The 18,809-nt window shown below is 37.2% G+C and carries 13 protein-coding genes and 1 pseudogene; 9 read left to right on the top strand and 5 right to left on the bottom strand.

From position 1 onward, the window contains the following. The first annotated feature begins 519 nt into the window (after nt 1–519). Both ACOWPH_RS25345 and trpC read left to right on the top strand, forming a co-directional pair. Nucleotides 520–798 carry a HetP family heterocyst commitment protein gene (locus ACOWPH_RS25345; RefSeq protein ID WP_015212886.1) on the top strand — a complete coding sequence of 93 codons (279 nt, stop codon included), beginning with the start codon at nt 520–522 and terminating at the stop codon, nt 796–798. A gap of 511 nt (nt 799–1,309) precedes the next feature. Then, nucleotides 1,310–2,185 (top strand): indole-3-glycerol phosphate synthase TrpC, encoded by an 876-nt coding sequence (trpC, locus tag ACOWPH_RS25340; protein ID WP_015212885.1) that lies wholly within the window; start codon nt 1,310–1,312, stop codon nt 2,183–2,185. Between the two features lie 264 nt (nt 2,186–2,449). Here the strand turns inward: trpC and ACOWPH_RS25335 are convergent, their stop codons facing one another. Then, nucleotides 2,450–3,904 (bottom strand): aminotransferase class I/II-fold pyridoxal phosphate-dependent enzyme, encoded by a 1,455-nt coding sequence (locus tag ACOWPH_RS25335; RefSeq protein ID WP_015212884.1) that lies wholly within the window; start codon nt 3,902–3,904, stop codon nt 2,450–2,452. Nucleotides 3,905–4,026: 122 nt separating this feature from the next. Between ACOWPH_RS25335 and gcvP the strand changes: the two genes are divergently transcribed. Together gcvP and ACOWPH_RS25325 are read left to right on the top strand one after the other, a co-directional pair. Next, nucleotides 4,027–6,918: an aminomethyl-transferring glycine dehydrogenase gene (gcvP, locus tag ACOWPH_RS25330; RefSeq protein WP_015212883.1), complete on the top strand. Its 2,892-nt coding sequence runs from the start codon at nt 4,027–4,029 to the stop codon at nt 6,916–6,918. Between the two features lie 164 nt (nt 6,919–7,082). Further along, nucleotides 7,083–8,525, top strand: a complete 1,443-nt coding sequence (locus tag ACOWPH_RS25325; protein ID WP_015212882.1) for a hypothetical protein — start codon at nt 7,083–7,085, stop codon at nt 8,523–8,525. Nucleotides 8,526–8,959: 434 nt separating this feature from the next. Here ACOWPH_RS25325 and ACOWPH_RS25320 read toward each other — a convergent pair whose 3' ends face one another. Beyond that, nucleotides 8,960–9,361 carry a GxxExxY protein gene (locus ACOWPH_RS25320; RefSeq protein ID WP_015212881.1) on the bottom strand — a complete coding sequence of 134 codons (402 nt, stop codon included), beginning with the start codon at nt 9,359–9,361 and terminating at the stop codon, nt 8,960–8,962. 474 nt (nt 9,362–9,835) lie between these two features. Between ACOWPH_RS25320 and ACOWPH_RS25315 the strand changes: the two genes are divergently transcribed. Together ACOWPH_RS25315 and ACOWPH_RS25310 are read left to right on the top strand one after the other, a co-directional pair. Beyond that, complete coding sequence (locus ACOWPH_RS25315; RefSeq protein WP_015212879.1) at nt 9,836–10,651, top strand: DUF4253 domain-containing protein; 816 nt, start codon at nt 9,836–9,838, stop codon at nt 10,649–10,651. A gap of 535 nt (nt 10,652–11,186) precedes the next feature. Then, nucleotides 11,187–11,810 (top strand): FMN-dependent NADH-azoreductase, encoded by a 624-nt coding sequence (locus ACOWPH_RS25310; protein ID WP_015212878.1) that lies wholly within the window; start codon nt 11,187–11,189, stop codon nt 11,808–11,810. Between the two features lie 286 nt (nt 11,811–12,096). On the opposite strand, the pseudogene ACOWPH_RS25305 reads toward ACOWPH_RS25310, so the two are convergent. Beyond that, nucleotides 12,097–12,267, bottom strand: a pseudogene (locus tag ACOWPH_RS25305) (NAD-dependent epimerase/dehydratase family protein); the annotation flags it as partial. Nucleotides 12,268–12,355: 88 nt separating this feature from the next. Beyond that, nucleotides 12,356–13,099 carry a tetratricopeptide repeat protein gene (locus ACOWPH_RS25300; RefSeq protein WP_015212877.1) on the bottom strand — a complete coding sequence of 248 codons (744 nt, stop codon included), beginning with the start codon at nt 13,097–13,099 and terminating at the stop codon, nt 12,356–12,358. Nucleotides 13,100–13,421: 322 nt separating this feature from the next. Between ACOWPH_RS25300 and ACOWPH_RS25295 the strand changes: the two genes are divergently transcribed. Together ACOWPH_RS25295 and ACOWPH_RS25290 are read left to right on the top strand one after the other, a co-directional pair. Continuing rightward, the gene (locus ACOWPH_RS25295; RefSeq protein WP_015212876.1) at nt 13,422–14,387 is read left to right on the top strand and encodes a protochlorophyllide reductase; all 966 of its coding nucleotides are present in this window, start codon (nt 13,422–13,424) and stop codon (nt 14,385–14,387) included. 310 nt (nt 14,388–14,697) lie between these two features. Beyond that, nucleotides 14,698–16,050, top strand: coding sequence for a pentapeptide repeat-containing protein (locus ACOWPH_RS25290; protein ID WP_015212875.1), 1,353 nt, complete (start codon nt 14,698–14,700; stop codon nt 16,048–16,050). 154 nt (nt 16,051–16,204) lie between these two features. Here the strand turns inward: ACOWPH_RS25290 and ACOWPH_RS25285 are convergent, their stop codons facing one another. Further along, nucleotides 16,205–16,870 (bottom strand): Coq4 family protein, encoded by a 666-nt coding sequence (locus ACOWPH_RS25285; RefSeq protein ID WP_015212874.1) that lies wholly within the window; start codon nt 16,868–16,870, stop codon nt 16,205–16,207. A gap of 672 nt (nt 16,871–17,542) precedes the next feature. On the opposite strand from ACOWPH_RS25285, the gene ACOWPH_RS25280 reads away from it, so the two are divergent. Then, entirely contained in the window at nt 17,543–18,718 is a 1,176-nt protein-coding gene (locus ACOWPH_RS25280; protein WP_015212873.1) for a C1 family peptidase, read from the top strand. Nucleotides 18,719–18,809: the final 91 nt, after the last annotated feature.

Raw genomic sequence — 18,809 nt, 5'->3', positions numbered from 1 at the left:
GGCCAGACATCAACTAGAGGAAACAGAAGAGAAAAATATTCTTCTTCCTCCTGACTCCCGAATTCTTACAAAAAATTTAAGAGCGAAAAAATAGACAAGTTGATCAAAAAATAGTTCATGTATCCGGTGTTGAACTTTTAGTAGGCTTAAACAAAGAAGCTACTTTGGCAATACGATTAACTTGATCAGCAGATTAAGCTAGATATATATTAGGTAATAAAATGTTATATCACCTAATTAAATCTGCTTCTGCTTTTCATAATCATCAATATCTATCATGGAGACTTTTAACCCCAGTGTATTGGAGGGAAATAAAATACAAAATAAGCATAAAAATTCATTTGATTAGAGGATGTAAGGGTTGCACAGATAAATTGCAATAATATGTCCTTCTGACCTGTAATAACCTCTGTGCGTAAGAATTACATTTTTTTTCTTTGTGGTGAGAATTTGGCAATCTGATTAAAAACCTTATAGGCCATTGACTAGTTTTTTTGTTCATACATAGGAGTGCATACTATGAACCAGAATGTTGCCGATTATAATAGACCAGCCAATAAGAAAATTAATACTGAACAAATAGAACAAATAGTCAAAGCAATTATATCTGGAAAGTATTCTTGGGCTTGTGTATTACTTTTGCGTTTTTCTGGACACAATCCTATAGACTATATACCCTACCGTACTTATATCAGATTGCTGAAAAATAATTGCCTACTGGGTGGTTATCAGCAAAATAAAACTTCTAAAAAGGATGTGGAAATGTTTGACCTCAAGTCAAGTTGGATTCACTTCTAAGAATACACACAGTTGAGGATATGCCAATTTGGGTGAGTGCAAAGTAGCAGAAAGAAAAAAGCGAGCTTTTGCAACTATTTTGGCTGTTCTGTACTAGCTGGTGTTGATGAAAATTTTCTAGCCATCTGTGGATGGTTTGACAACTCCTTTTGACAGTGAATCTAAAATCCTAACTTGGTACAGTACTTGTCGGTTAAGCTCAAAAAATAAAATTATGTAGGTCTATGTAGGTTGGGTTGTTCGTTTTGTTCGTTGCGAAGCAATGGAATGTATCCCTTCGGGACACTGCGTGAACAAGAAGTGTGGTATTCGCAAAGCGTCTCGAAGAGAAGCCATAACCTAAATATTTACAGGCATTTGTTGGGTTTCGTTCCTCAACCCAACCTACAAAAATTCTTAACCGAGCATTATTGCAACTTGGTATTATCCTCAGATAAATTTCTCATAATTGCCTGTGAGAAAAAATGAAGGATGAAATTTCTTAATTCTTAATTCTTAATTTATTCTCATCATGATTTACCCACTTAGTATATCTAATAGTCGCCTGCAACCTATACTCAGAGAGATTGTATGGCAGAAGAAGCTAGAAGTAGCCCAAATGCAGCAAGAAATGTCTTTGGCTTCCTTACAACGCCAATTAACTGCTGCTCCGACTGTACGAGATTTTTTTACTGCTTTGCAGCAGAGTTTTTATAAACCCAGTTTGATTGCAGAGGTAAAAAAAGTATTACCTAATCAAGATACTCTCAATCAAGATTTTGATCCTTTAGCGATCGCAAAATCCTATGAGCGTGGTGGTGCTACTTGTCTGTCTGTTGTCACTGACCAAAAGTTCTTCCAGGGAGGTTTTGAGCATTTACGTACTATCCGATATCGGATAGCGTTACCTCTGTTGTGTAAAGATTTTATTCTTGATCCTTGCCAAATTTATTTAGCCAGATCTGCTGGTGCTGATGCGGTATTATTGATTGCTGCTATTCTTACAGACCAGGAGATACATAATTTTCTGCGGGTAATTCACTATTTGGGAATGAATGCTGTCATTGAAGTTCATAACTTGACCGAATTAGATCGGGTACTCAAGTTAGATGATGTCCGCATCATCTCTATTAATAACCGCAGTTTAGAAGATTTTAGCGTTAATCTTAGCACTACTCAGCAATTAATGGCAGCTAGGCGATCGCAATTACAAAATTTGAGTATTCTTGTCGTTAGCGAGTCAGGAATTGAAACATCTGCTGATATAGCTTTAATAGCTGATGCTGGTGCTAATGCAGTGTTAATGGGAGATTCTTTGCTGCAACAAGACAATGTAGAGGAAGGTGTGCGTAGTCTAATCAAGGCAAAAGTTCCAGTTTATAAAGACCTTGTGAAAAAGGGAGCTTAATTAATTAGTTGCTAAAGTAATTCGTAATTTGTAAGAGTTTTATATTTTCCAAATGGGGAGCTTATTTACAACATAGCTGTATTATAGCAATTCCCAAGCTCATGAAATACACCCCACCCGCGCTGTCGCGCACCCTCCCCTTACCAAGGGGAGGGTTGGGGAGGGGTAATTTTGTATCTAACTAGAGTGGGAAAGGCTATAGCCTATTTGATAATTGCTCTTACCAATTACCAATTACCAATTACCAATTACCTATTACCCTTTTCATGTTTTTACTACTTTTAAAGTTCTCAAACTAGTATCTGCACAACCGTTAATAAATCCCCCTAAAGCCTGAATTTGTTGCAGATATTCTAAGGCTGATTTTGTAATAATTTCTCCCGGCATTAAAACAGGTATTCCTGGGGGATATGGACAAACTATTTCCGCGCAAATTCGTTGCGGTGTTTTCTCCAAAGGTAATGTTTCACTATTAGCAAAAAAAGCCTCACGGGGAGAAATGCATATAAATTGGCTAATCATAGCATCGTTTCTATATTTACATATTTTGTACTGACTTGTCAATTGTGGTATCCGAATCAAATTTTTCAACTCCTGCACTAATGCATTAATATCAGGTTCTATATTACCCAAACTAATAATAAAAGTAAGATTTTGTAAGGATGAAAATTCTGGAGTTACACCCATTTCATTGAGGATTTCTTCAGCTGCAAAACCTGTTAAACCTAATTTAGAAACGTTTACAGTTAAGCGTGTTTGATCTAAATCCACAAAACCTGGACTGCTGGTATGGAGAGGAATAGATAAACCAGGAATTTGACTGATTTGACTTTTTGCTGAAGCTGCTAATTGCAAAGTCTGAGACATCAACTTTTCCCCATTCATTGCCATTTGTTGACGTGCGGCATCGAGAGAAGCTAAAAGTATAAAGCTGGGACTAGTAGATTGTACTAGCTGCAAAGCTTTATTAATTTTGTTAACGTCGATTCTGTTACCTTGGATGTGTAACATTGATGCCTGTGTCATCGCACCGAGGGTTTTGTGGATAGATTGCACAGTTAAATCTGCACCTGCGGCTAAAGCTGGTGTGGGTAATTGAGGGTGAAAAGCAAAATGTGCGCCATGTGCTTCATCTACGAGCAAGGGAATATTATATTGATGGGTAAGAAGTGCGATCGCACTCAAATCTCCACAAACACCGTAATATGTAGGGTAAACTGTCAGCACCGCTTTTGCGTCAGGATGTGTTTCCAATGCTGTTTTTACCGCTTCCGGTGTAATACTGTGAGCAATATCTAAATCCTCATCATATTCAGGCTGAATAAAAATAGGAATTGCACCAGAAAGAATTAACCCAGAAATCACCGAAGAATGCACATTTCTCGGCAGAATAATTTTATCCCCCATACCACAAGTAGCGAGAATAGCCGCTTCAATTCCACAGGTAGAACCATTAACTAAAAACCATGTTTTCTCAGCCCCAAAAGCTTCCGCTGCCAGTTCTTGTGCTGCGAGAATCGCATTTTCAGGAGTAAATAAATTATCTAATTCAGCCAATTCCGTTAAATCAGCGCGAAAAACTTCTTTACCAAGTAAATCGGTTAAAACTGAGGAAATTCCAGCACCGCGTTTATGTCCTGGAGTGTAAAACGGTGCATGGGGACGAGAGATGGAGTTTTTTAAAGCATCAATAAGAGGTGTTTGGTTTTGATTGAACATTTTGAAGGAAGAGAAAAAATTGCCTCCTGCTTGGAGGTTTGAATATATGAGTCTCAAAAAAACCTAATATATAAAAATAATTATTACAATACATTAATACAGAAGCGCCTGGAGAACTATTTGTGGTAGCTAATCCCCCTCGTACTCAACCTAGTGATAACAAGATTTTGGCTAAAAGCAGTCAAAAACTCAGCAACTTTGCCCAAAGACACATTGGAATCAACCCTGATGATATTCAACAAATGCTTGATATCTTAGGTTTTTCTAGTTTAGATAACCTAATTGATCAAACAGTACCACAGGCAATTCGCTTTAATCAAACCCTACAATTACCAGCAGCACAAAGCGAATATGCAGCACTAGCGAAATTAAAACAAATAGCCGATAAAAATCAAGTTTATCGCTCATTTATTGGCATGGGCTATTACGATTGTATTACTCCTGCTGTAATTCAACGTAATATTCTCGAAAATCCCGGTTGGTACACAGCTTACACCCCTTATCAGCCAGAAATTGCCCAAGGACGTTTGGAAGCATTGCTAAATTTCCAAACGATGATCATTGATTTAACAGGTTTAGAAATTGCTAACGCTTCTTTGTTAGACGAAGCAACAGCAGCAGCAGAAGCCATGAGTATGAGTTATGGTGTCTGCAAAAATAAAGCCAATAACTATTTTGTCTCTCGTGAATGTCATCCTCAAACCATTGATGTATTGCAAACTAGAGCTAAACCTCTGGGGATAAATATCATTATCGGTGATCATCAAACATTTGATTTTGCAGAACCGATTTTTGGTGCAATTCTCCAATATCCTGCCAGTGATGGCACAATTTACGACTACCTCAATGTTATCACACAGTCCCATGCTCAGGGTGCATTGGTGACTGTAGCCGCAGATCCTCTCAGCTTAACTTTACTGACACCCCCCGGTGAATTTGGGGCTGATATTGCTGTAGGAAGTACACAACGCTTCGGTATTCCTTTAGGCTTTGGGGGACCACACGCTGCTTATTTTGCAACGAAGGAAGAGTATAAACGACTAGTTCCAGGAAGAATTGTCGGTGTATCAAAAGATGTTAATGGTAAACCTGCATTACGTTTAGCTTTGCAAACCCGTGAACAGCATATTCGCAGAGATAAAGCCACCAGTAATATTTGCACAGCCCAGGTATTATTGGCAGTGATGGCGAGTATGTATGCAGTTTATCATGGGCCAGATGGACTGAGGGGAATTGCCGAAAATATCCACCAGTTAACCGTAACTTTAGCAAATGGACTCAAACAGTTAGGTTACAAAATAACTTCGGAAAACTTCTTTGATACCTTACGGGTAGAATTAGGAAATACCAGATTAGATGCAATTCTTGATGCTGCAAACGAGAGAAATATTAATTTACGCATCTTTGATAACGCAACTGTTGGAATTTCCTTAAATGAAACTACCACACCAGAAGATTTAATCGACCTTTGGCAAATTTTCGCATTGAAAGATAATCTGCCTTTTACTGTAGAAGAATTACCGATTACCGATTACCCATTATCACGTCAAAGTAAATATCTCACACATCCAGTCTTCAACCAATATCATTCAGAAACCGAGTTATTACGTTATCTGCATCAACTAGAAACCAAAGATTTATCATTAACAACATCAATGATTCCCTTGGGTTCCTGCACAATGAAGTTAAATGCAACTTCAGAAATGATTCCTGTAACCTGGGCAGAATTTGGGAAAATACATCCTTTTGCACCAATTTCTCAAACAAGAGGTTATCAAATTCTCTTCCAGCAATTAGAAGCATGGTTAGCAGAAATTACAGGTTTTGCAGGAATTTCTCTCCAACCTAATGCTGGTTCTCAAGGTGAATATACCGGACTTTTGGTAATTCATGAATATCATCAAAATCGTGGAGAAGGACACCGAAATATTTGTTTAATTCCTCAATCTGCACATGGAACGAATCCGGCAAGTGCAGTAATGTGTGGAATGAAAGTAGTAGGAATCGCTTGTGATGATCAAGGTAATATTGATGTTGATGATTTAAAAGCCAAAGCCGAAAAATATAGTCATGAACTTGCGGCTTTAATGGTGACTTATCCTTCAACTCACGGTGTGTTTGAAGAAGCAATTCAGGATATCTGCGCTATTGTTCATAATCACGGTGGACAAGTTTACATGGATGGGGCTAATATGAATGCCCAAGTAGGTATTTGTCGTCCTGGTGATATTGGTGCAGATGTTTGTCATTTGAACTTGCACAAAACCTTCTGTATTCCTCACGGTGGTGGTGGTCCCGGTATGGGGCCTATTGGTGTCGCTTCCCATCTTGTACCCTTTTTACCTGGACATTCTGTAGTAAAAATGGGTGGTGAATTGGGTGCTGTTTCTGCTGCACCTTGGGGTAGTGCAAGTATCTTAGTAATTTCTTGGATGTATATTGCCATGATGGGTGCAGATGGTTTAACGCAAGCAACCAAAGTAGCAATTCTTAATGCTAATTACATCGCTAAAAGACTGGAATCATATTATCCCGTTTTGTATCAGGGAAAAAATGGTTTAGTAGCACATGAATGTATTTTAGATTTGCGAAGTTTGAAGAAATCAGCGCATATCGAAATTGATGATGTTGCGAAGCGGTTAATGGATTATGGTTTTCATGCACCTACTGTATCTTGGCCTGTTGCTGGGACAATTATGGTTGAACCTACGGAAAGTGAATCTAAACAAGAATTAGACCGCTTTTGCAATGCTTTGATTGCAATTCGTGAAGAAGTTGCTGCAATTGAATCCGGTAAAATGGATATTCAAGATAATCTTTTGAAAAATGCACCTCACACTGCGGAAAGTTTGATTATTGGGGAATGGAATCATCCCTATTCTCGTGAACAAGCCGCTTACCCTGCACCTTGGAATAAGGAATATAAGTTCTGGCCAAGTGTAGGGAGAATAGATGCTGCTTTTGGTGATAGGAATTTTGTTTGTTCTTGTTTACCTATGGAGGCTTATAGTTAAATAGTCTCACGCAAAGGCGCAAAGACGCAAAGGGTTTTTTATTGCGTTTTTGTGTCTTTGTTGAAAGAGTATTTCTTTATCATAATTTGACAACTATCGAAAATTTACCTACTGTAGAATATGGGGTATAATATTTAATACATTTGATTAATAAAGGAGTCTATATGGTTAGATACGCCTTAAATAAGGATAGTATTTTCGTGGATGCTCAATGTAATTTATATGATAAAAATGAGATTTTTAAATGTATATTCTGTAATTGCCAACTTTTTTATAAAAAAGCACATCATAAAGCACGCAAAGAAACACCCTTTTGGGTTTCTGCACATTTTTCTCATAATGCCAATATAGAAGAAAATAAAGAAACCGGAATAGATTGTATTAGCAATAAATTTGTTAGCAGTAAAGGTGAAAGTTCAACTCACAGAGAAGCTAAAAATGAAGCAACAGATGTAATTAAAGCAACTACTGAAATATACTTTAAACAAGATAAATTTCAACCTATACAAGAATACCAATACCCAGGGAGAAGGGCAGATATTGCAGTAATTAATAAAAAGGGTACAGGTTTTCTCAATTATGAAATACAGACTTCACCCACAGGGTTTGACTCTATTATAAAAAGAGTAGATAAGGATAGAATTAACCATGTAGGGCAAACAATTTATGCAATTGGAGAAATAAGCAAAAAAGGAGATTGGGGTAAAGGTGTTGGTGGTTTAAGTGCTACTCAAGGTACACTTTTAGATTCATGTATACGTCAATATGGAATAGCCCAAGATATTCAAACAGTTGTTACTCAGATTGAACGCATAACTTTTCTAGACAAGAGAACTGGATTTACTTATACAGACGACAAAAATTTAGAACAATACATCCAATTTAATCAATACAACGAAAAAAATGGACAGAAAAAAATTAGTAATGTCACTACAGATACAACAGCCGAAGTTATACACGAAGCAATTCTAGAACATGAAAAACTTATGAAAAACACTAAAATATTTGATATGGGTTCAACAAGTAACTCTTCTGTTTTGTCTATAGATGATATATCTGATGAATTTAATGATGAAGATACAGATAAATATGAAACATCTGTATCAGAATTAGATTTCAAATTACTGAATAATCTCAAGTTAGTTTGTCAAACAAATCAAGGGCATATAGGTGCGGCAATAGAGTTTAATATTCATATCCAAAAAGCAAAAACTGTCTTGTTAGGAGAAAGAGTAGATTCTTATCAGTGGATAGATTTTGAAGATTTGTATATCTCGAAAGCAGATTTTACTTCAACCACAAACTCATATCAAAAAACTAACTTGGAAGAACAACAAGAAAATTCTTCATATTTAGAAATTATTAACAAAGAAATAATTACTATTGATATACTCAATGCAATCAAAGATTTTAATCAGGAAATTGCAAGTAAAGTACAGAGAGTTAAAATTGGTGACTATTGCACCTGGAAAAATGCACCTAATTGGTGGAATCCTAATGGAGAAAAAATCAATGATATCAAAGATGGAAAAGTACGTCTTGATATTTTTAGTGAGCGTAAATATATTCCTATAGAGGAAGTGATTCGCATTGAATCTGTGGAATAGAATAAAATCTCATCTTCTAGCTTAGAGAAAGGAACGCAACCCAACATAATGAAAATATATTATTCATATTTTTTGTCTGAATCAGGATGTCCAGGATTTTAGGATTTATAGGATTGTTATTGATGAATTGTCTGTGAATATTGAAAAATGATAATTACAATCACAGTATATTATCTATCATCCAAAAATTGCCATTTTTCCTAAACAATAAAAAAATTACATCCTGTACATCCTCTAATCCTGGTTATCCTGATTCAGACAGATTCTTATTGATGAATTGTCTGTGAATATCTGGATATTATAAAATACAGTTACACCAACAGTCAACAAATAATTTAACGGATAATTTATTATCTAACATCCTAAAATCTGTACTTCTCATAGACAATCAAACAACAACATCCTGAAAATCCTTAAATCCTGGTTCAGATAAATTAAACCTGATATCTAGGATTAAAAACCTTCTTATATTCCAACTTTAACGCACCAAAATTAATCAATAATCCCACAGGAAAATTATAAGCTACCACATAGTTTTTTGCTTGTGCTAAATGAACATCTTCTAAAGAAATAATCGCTTTCAACTCTACCACAACCTGATTTTCAACTATAAAATCTGCCCTTCGTATTCCTACTTCAATTCCCTCATAATAAATTGCTTGTTCTACCTCTCTGCCAAAACTTAAACCTGATTTTTTGAGTTCAATTTCCATACATCTTTGATAAATAACCTCCTGAAAACCATTTCCCAAAGTTCGATGTATTTTCATTGCACAGCCATTAATTATATATGTAATTTCGTCTAATTTTAGATTTTGGGTATTAGGTATTTTCATGAAATTACAGGATTGTGGTTTTTAGATGATTGGTGGGATGATTAAATTGTGATTGTCAGAATCAGGATACCCAGGATTTAAGGATTGACAGGATTGCTATTGATGAATTGTCTGTGACTATTTAAATAGTGTAAAATACCCTTACACTAACAGTCAATAAATATCAGTAGATCATCTACAAATAATTTATTTATCATCCCAAAAGCTGTATTATTCATAGACAATCAAACAATTACATCCTGAAAATCCTCTAATCCTGGTTATCCTGATTCTGACAAAAAAATATCCTCCTCACAAAAGGTATAATTAATTATGAATACATTAGAAAAGTTAGAATTACTGAGTGAAAACTGTAGTGATAACATCGCACTTTGTCCAGAAGTAGTAATCTTAAAGATTCTTTGAGAAGAATCACAACTGGATATCAGATTTTATATAATTTTTTGATACTTAGTAAAATCCACCATTTTGATTATGATTTCTGAAATTAGCAACATCAAAAAACTCATCAAAAATACTATTCTCGAAGAAACACAAATCATAGAAGTAAAAATACCTGAAACTAATGAAATAGCCTTAGCAATGCAGGTTGATATTGATAACAAGATTGAAGCATGGAAAATCATGAGAAAGCTTCTTTCTCAAACTCAACGTTATCCTGTAATAGTTGCTTGTTGGTTTAATCAAGGAGAAAATTGGGCAGATGATGTCATTAATAATGATTTATTCTGCCGCTTTGAATATCAACATGAACCTTCTTATAATCAATATCAAAATACTGTTTATAAAGGATTAATTGCACAAGTTGATGAAATTAATATTCAGAAATTTTTAAATGAGAAAATAGAAATATCATTAGCAGAATTCAATCAAAATTTAGCGGCATTAGAACAACAAAATCCAGAAGATTTATTTGTTGATTTGAGCTATTTGCAATGGTATGAACCAATTAATCAACCCCTAGTATTACTATTATTACCTATTCAAAATTGTTGGGAAACGCTGGCTTATCTGCATTGGTATGGTGCTAGTTATATAGGCAGTGATAAGGTAATGGCTATGTTAAAATATTGGCATGAACAATATGCAATAGAGTTAGTCTGCCATTATGGAACTATGTTACAAATAACGGTGAAAAATAAACCCAAAACTTTTAAAGAAGCCTTACAATTAGCAATTGAACAAGAAACTATTGCACCCTGTACGACTATTTTACCTGGGATTTCTCTTCAAGATCATGCCTGTGCTTTATTAAAAACTGATCATTGGTTTCTGCATGAACGTCCTTAAATTTCATCAAGTCTCAATTACATCTCTATAATATATTTCTAATTCTTCTCTCACTGATATAGCAATTCCCAAGCTCATGAAATACACCCCACCCGCGCTGTCGCGCACCCTCCTCTTACCAAGGGGAGGGTTGAGGAGGGGTAATTTTGTATCTAACTAGAGTGGGAAAGGCTATAATGGTTGATAACCTAAAGCAAAAACATTGGAACTATCTAAGGAAAAATATTTTGGTCTGGGTGAGGCTATTTTTACATCAGGTTACAAAAATGATTTCAATTTATCACTAGTACCTTGTTGGGTAAATATATATTTTTCCTAAACTATAAAAAATCACATCCTGAACATCCTTAAATCCTAGATATCCTGATATGGCTTCGCTATCAGACAAATCTTACTTTTTAGTAAGTTAGTTACTTTTAAGTGCCTACTTGTCAGAATAAATTGACATAGTTTAAACTCGATAAAGTAAGATTTAGTACATCAATTTCTTAATTAGATCAACGCCTGTAGATGTAGTTTTTGGGGAATTTTATTTATGGCTAATATCCTTCACATTGACTCCAGTCCACGTGGTGAACGTTCAATTTCACGCACACTTTCCTACGAATTCATTACTTCTTGGAAAGATATCCATCCTGAAGATATAATAACTTATCGAGATTTAGGTCGTAATCCTGTTCCCCATGTAAATGAGTCATGGATTGCTGCTAGTTTTACACCACCCAACGCACGCACACCTGAACTAACTGAAGCAATTTCACTCTCTGATAGCTTAGTTGAGGAGTTGCTAGAGGCTGACCGTTACGTTCTTGGAGTACCGATGTACAACCTTAGTATACCATCTACTTTTAAGGCTTACATTGACCAAATTGTTCGTGTTGGCCTCACCTTTGCAATTGGTGAAAATGGCTACCAAGGTTTAGTTCCTAGCCATAAAAAACTGCTGGTTATTACCACTCGTGGTGGTACTTTCCCCCCAGGAACTCCCGCTGCTGCTTATGATTTGCAAGAACCCTATCTCCGTACCATTTTTAGTTTTATTGGCATCACTGATATTACTTTTATCCATGCAGATAGCCTAAATTTGGGTGATGAGGCGCGGGAAAAATCTCTAGAAGCAGCTAGAAATGCGATCGCACAAGCTGTAGTTAATTGGTAATTTAACATCTATGGGGACGTTCTACGGAATGTCTCCACACCTATATTCATAATTTGGTGCTGATGGAATTTTTAATGAATTCTGGGGGTATAAATTTTCGTTATAAAACTTAAATTCCCCATTATAGCAATTTCCAAGCTCATGAAATACACCCCACCCGCGCTGTCGCGCACCCTTACCAAGGGGAGGTTTGGGGAGGGGTAATTTTGTATCTAACTAGAGTGGAAAAGGCTATATTTTAATAAATTTTCTAATTCTTCTCCCACGGATAATGGTCGATAACCTAAAATATATTCTTTAATCCCTGAAAGTCTGTTAAATCTACTTTCACCATTTTGACATTAAGAATTTCTATATAATGGGTTGAATATGTACCGTCAACTTCCCATTTTTATTGTGATAATTTACAAAGATGCCAACCGAGAAAACCACTTGCACCAGTAACTAGGAGCTTTTTCGTATCTCCTAAATATAATCAACTAAGTTTTTTTCAACCTGATAATACAGGTCTTGTGTATGTAGATGCAAGGGATAATCAACTATATCTATTGTAATAATACCTGAAAGCGTTTCTCATCTCTGACTTTATCAAAATCTGAGTCTGTTTTGGCTAGTTTCTTGTACTTTTCAGGAACCAGTTGAATGGCTTTTTCTAGGTTCTCAATTGTTAATTCAATGTTGTCTTGTAAGGCATAATTACAGGCTTTGTTGTAATATGCTTGATGTAAATTGGGTTTGAGGGTAATTGCTTGATTGTAAGATGCTAATGCTTCTTTGTAGCGTTGTAATTTTGTCAGCGCAATTCCTCGATTTATCCAAGCTTCGTATTTGTCTGCGTGAATAGCGATCGCTTCGTCGTAGGCTTTAACCGATTCCTGGTAACGGTTTAAGGCAGTTAGAGCGTTTCCCTTATTATACCAAGCTTCGTTTTTATTTGGTCGGATAGCGATCGCTTTTTCGTAAGATGCCAAAGCTTCTTCAAAACGATGCAACGCTATCAATGCATTACCCCGGTTAACCCAGGTTTCTGGACTATCGGTTTTAATAGCGATCGCTTGATCATAGAATGATAGTGCCTCTTTGTAACGATTGCTATCTAAAAAACTATTGCCTTGACGTAACAATTTATCAGCTTTTTGACTATCCTTAACTTCTGTTAATAGTTGAGTAACATTACTTTCTTGTACAACCTGCTTGGTATTTTCTGCTGATGATATTGCCAAATCACCACAGCCAATTGTCAAAAAACTCATAAACCCACAGGCAATAAAGCATCGCCAAACAACCATGCTGCACCTACACAACTCATGAGATGATGTTAAGACTTTTTGATATTTAATAATCGTATCGAAATCAACCAAAGTATTATTAATTATCTTTTGTTTTATTGAGGAAAAAATGAAGATTCGGATAAGTTTTGTTTAAAGCCTATGTATCATATCATGTTTAGGTAGAATTAATCAATTAATTTACTTAGATGTCTGTTTCATCACTGTTACCTATTGCCAACACCAGGGCATGAGTCATAATATCTCCTATGTCTGCTAGTGATCATGTTGTGAGAACATATAAAAATAAAAACTCAACTACAGTCAACGCAGTCTGAACAGAATGGAACAACATCAGAAGTCAACCGTCGTAATTACGGGCGCATCCTCAGGTGTCGGTTTGCAAGCCGCAAAAGCTCTAGCTCAAACTGGTAAATGGCACGTAGTAATGGCTTGTCGGGATCTCTCAAAAACAGAACAAGCAGCCCAGACAGTGGGAATACCAAAAGACAGCTATACAATAATTCATCTTGACTTAGCCTCTTTAGACAGTGTTCGGAAGTTTGTACAAGATTTCCGCGCTACTGGTAAGCCATTAGATGCTTTGGTCTGCAATGCAGCAATATATATGCCTTTGATTAAAGAGCCGTTATGGAGTCCAGACGGATACGAGTTAAGTGTAGCTACAAATCACCTCGGCCATTTCCTTTTGTGTAACTTGATGTTAGAGGATTTGAAGAAATCATCAGCTTCAGATCCTAGACTGGTTATTTTGGGAACGGTAACACACAATCCCAAAGAATTAGGTGGAAAAATTCCCCCCCGTCCAGATTTGGGCAACTTACAAGGCTTTGAAGCAGGATTTAAAGCACCTCATACCATGATTGATGGTAAGAAATTTGAACCCGTCAAGGCTTACAAAGATAGCAAAGTTTGCAATGTCCTGACTATGAAGGAACTGCACCGACGCTATCATGAATCCACAGGTATTACCTTCAGTTCTCTTTATCCTGGATGTGTAGCCACAACAGCCCTATTCCGTGACCACTATCCATTATTCCAGAAACTCTTCCCTCTATTCCAGAAGTACATTACTGGAGGGTATGTGTCAGAAGAGGATGCTGGTAAACGAGTTGCAGAAGTAGTTGCTGATCCTGCATACAATGAATCTGGTATGTATTGGAGTTGGGGAAATAGACAGAAAAAAGATCGCAAATCTTTTGTACAAGAAGTTTCCAACGAAGCCAGCGATGATGATAAAGCCAAGCGTCTCTGGGAACTAAGCGAAAAATTGGTTGGACTAGCTTAAAAAATTCTTGTTTTGTGTTCTCAAAATAAACTTATACCCCTAGCACTCTGAGATTTAAGATAATTTCAGGGTGCTACCCTCTTATCAGTGTAAGATTTATCTTCTTTCTTCTCTTTCTTTTCTTCTCTTCGCGTCCTTCGCGTCTTCGCGGTTATTTTCCTAACTCCTAACTCCTAACTCCTAACTCCTAACTCCTGACTCCTAACTCCTAACTCCTAACTCCTGACTCCTAACTCCTAACTCCTAACTCCTGACTCCTCAAACTGCATTTGTTAATCTTGGTTAGAAAAAGTATGGGAAAATAAAATGTATGACGATTGAATCTAACTCCTCTCATCCACCTCAAACAGAACCGAAACCTGACTATGACTTGCAACCAGATGACTTTGACGGTGGTGCAGGTGAAAATGGACTAACAGCAGAAGGGTTGGCTGCAAAACAAGTTTTGTCCGCAATTTCGTCTTTACAATCTTCTCAAAATACAAATGCCCTTAAACGTGCTACGTCAGGTTTTAAAGAAAGTTCTATTCATAAGATTATAGTTAAACCGAGAGCATTAATTTTTACCTTATTAGCGATCGCACTCACTTTTATTGGTATCGCCATTAATAACTCGTTCCTGGGCATCTTGGGAACCACCGCAACTTTAGTGTTATCCTTAGCGATGCTTTTACCTTGGTTGCAAGATGTCATCCAGGAATGGTTTTCTCCCCAAGAAAAAACGATTTTTATAGCCTTTATGGGCTTGTTAGCGGGCATTTTTGGCTTGTTACGATTTAGCGGTGTGGGCGATCGCTTGCTAATGTTGGGAAACAAGATAAACTGGGATATTGCTGGTACTCTAGCTGACTGGTTTGGCGCTTTAGGGCAAATTTTGATAGCTATTATCGCCGTTTATGTAGCTTGGCGACAATATGTAATTTCTAAAGACTTAACAATTCAACAAAACTTGCTCACAGCCCAGCAAAACATCATCACCCAACAGCAAACCATAGATTCTTACTTCCAAGGTGTTTCCGACTTGGTGCTAGACGAAGAAGGATTATTAGAAGATTGGCCACAAGAAAGAGCGATCGCAGAAGGACGGACTGCCGCTATTTTTAGTAGTGTAGATGGTAGTGGTAAAGCCAAAATTCTCCGGTTTCTCTCCCGTTCTAAATTACTCACACCATTAAAACGCGATCGTCGTTTAGGTAGAGCCATTCTCGACGGTATCGGTGGCTACGCCGAAGACCGATTAGAAGGTGTCCGCGTCATCGACTTAGGAGTAATGTTAGCAGGTGCAGACCTTGCTGATAATGATTTACGTTGGACTGACTTGAGTGAAGCTAATTTAGTTCGTGCTAATCTCAGCGGTTGCGATTTAGTCAAAGCCAACCTATCCCGTACCATTTTATATGATGCCAACCTCAGCAATGCTGATTTAAACGGAGTGCGTTTATTTTACGGTTTATTGGAAAAAGCCTCACCCCGCAGTCGCACCCACCCACCTGAGTACGAAACTGGAGAACACACAGGCGCAGTCGTCGAAAATGCCGATTTTACCGACGCACAAAGAATGTCTGAATCAACCCGTCACTACTGCTGCGCTTGGTGTGGTGAAAAATCCAGAGAGACTATTCCCGGTGGTTGTGAAGGCATTCCTAATAAATTAGGGAGATAAAGCTGGCAAAACTCAGTTTTTAGCTATACTAAAAACGGGTAAAAAGTGTCATTCTGAACGAAGTGAAGAATCTCCGAGATACTTCTCTACGAGACGCTCCGCGAACACTGCACTACGTTCCGCTCAGTATGACGTAAGTCATGATTTCATCCGTTTACAGTATATCTGGGAGAATGATGTTTAAGGAAGCACGCACATCATCCAATGGACTTTCCCATAAAAGATTCCATTCAATGCCAAACAGAGGTTTAGCCTGTTTTGCCATTATCCATCCTTGAGCTATGGCATCCATGTATTTTGTCGAAAGTTCAATATCATAAACAACAGCTTTGAGCAGATTTTTCGTTAACAATGCCAACCAAAAGCGTGTTGCGTATAATTGAGAAACATAGAATGCTTCTAATTGGATTTCATCCAGAATATTTGTATTGCAACCAGTGACGATATGCCAAATATCATGGGTTTCGGTGATATGCGCTGAAAAAAATTGGTAATCATTTTCTACTAACCCTGGTTGTAAAGGCTGTAAATTGTTTTCTAGCATATGTTGAGCATAGGCATATCCAAAGGTATTAGCTGGTAGACTATAGAGTTTTTGTAAATCCACATCACCCACCCGTGGACGCTTTTGAAAAGCTTGTTTTCCTTGAGGAGTTTTGGAGAGAAAATCAATTATCTTGTCCAAGCCAGAGGAATCACTGACAACATTTACCAGTTTGCCAATATACTCAAAATCTCCGTCAGCCGCTCTCACTAAATTGGTAACAGCTTCAATTACACTATCCTGCCATATTTGCTCTGATGAATCTACAGACTGCATATTAAAAACCCTTTGTTAAAGTTGATGTTTTTAGTTTGACCTCAATAAATTCTAACTCAGAAGACTATTTATAAGACGTACGCGTCATTAATAAATTTAGGCGTAATGTCATGTTAAGTAGTCGGACAAAATTAAATTCATTGTTGGAGAGAGAGAATTCTTAACAGATAACAGGAAAACAATCTGTATAATTAATTCTGCCTGCATACTTAGCAGTTACTACGCTTAGGGTAGAGAAAAAGCCAGAAGGAGTATTCCCTGTGATTGTGAAGGAATTCCTAATAAATGAGAGAGATAATTAATAGTTACTTTTACGTCAATTTCTGGAACTATATCTAAAAACTTCAGTCTACATAATCACTAAACCCAGTTCATGTTGAAATCTGGAGTTTTTCAGGAAAGTATATTATTCAGTTGTAGTTTATAGCAATTCCCAAGCTCATGAAATACACCCCACCCACGCTGTCGCGCACCCTACCCTTGGTAAGGGGAGGGTTGGGGAGGGGTAATTTTGTATCTAACTAGAGTGGGAAAGGCTATAAGTTCTCAGCTTTACCCTGATTTCCAAAAACTATAGCTTTCAAAGTAGACGCGGTTTAGATGTGGTATTAGCAAGCAAAAAACCTCGCTAAAGATTGAACTTAATTAACTCAGTATTTCTGAGCAATTCTTATGAAACACCTCAAATTATTGCAGATATCGACCATTGCATTATTGAGTTTGGGAATGTTGCAAAACATATCTTTTGCTCAAAGGACAAGACCAAATAATTCCCAATTGAAAATTCCTTCATCTCCATCTATAGAGCTTAATTCGACTCAAATCAAACTTAATCCCTTCTATCTGGAGCGCGAACAAAAAGCCCCTGTCACAATTAAAAATCAACTTGTGGATCTCCGCCGTGATATCCAGGTAAAAAATCTGACTTTCCAAGTAGGCTACACAAGTGCTTTAGATTATAAATTAGAACAACTAGCGGCTACTAAAGCACCAGATGATTTACCAGCACAAGCTAGTACACAAAATGCACTGGCAGCAGACATTCTCAGAGTAGATTTAGCTGAACGTGACAAGTTTGAACGACTCAACCCAAACATAATCCCTGAGTTACAATTAATCAAGCGTCGTGGCTGTTTTGCCTCAGCTAAGTCCTTTGACTGGCGGAATTTAAATAAAGTCACACCTGTGCGGAATCAAGGTGGTTGTGGCAGTTGTTGGGCGTTTGCTACTCTAGGAGCCTATGAAGGTAATAACTTAATTCGCAATAATACTGCATCTGATACTTCAGAACAGCACATTGTTAACTGGGGTGGAGCAGGTAGCTGTGGTGGTGGTTGGTGGTCAAATGCCTTCAATTTCTTAATTAACAACGGTACTGCCACAGAAAGCACTGTACCTTATACCGCAACTAATAATACTTATAACCCCGGTGTATCTACTCCCTACCGTTCTATAGCTTGGGGATATGTCAAGCCTAACGGAGGAATTCCGACTGTGGAAGAAATGAAACAGGCGATGTGTAAGTATGGCCCATTAGCGATCGCTGTCCGAGTTACACCTGCTTTTCAAGCTTACACTGGTGGTGTATTCAATGAGCAAGCCAGTGGAGCAATTAATCATGGTGTTACCCTCATCGGTTGGGATGATCAAAAACAAGCTTGGTTAATCAAAAATTCTTGGGGTACAGGTTGGGGTGATAATGGGTATATGTGGATTGCTTATAACAGTAACAGTGTTGGTTATGGAGCTGCCTGGACTCAAGCAAGAAGTAACTTTTACAAAATTTCTCCTCAACTGTTAGAAAAAATCACTCCCTTGAAGGTCAACCCAAATCTCCGCATTAGGTAATTGGTGAGATCAAGATTTAAAGATTAACAGGATTGATTTGAAAATTATTTAAGATTAATCCTGTTTACATATAGGGGTTTTGAGTTCAGTG

The sequence above is a fragment of the Anabaena sp. PCC 7938 genome (assembly GCF_049315035.1).
GTDB classification, from domain to species: Bacteria; Cyanobacteriota; Cyanobacteriia; order Cyanobacteriales; family Nostocaceae; genus Anabaena; species Anabaena cylindrica.
This window is presented reverse-complemented; position numbering and strand designations above follow the sequence as displayed.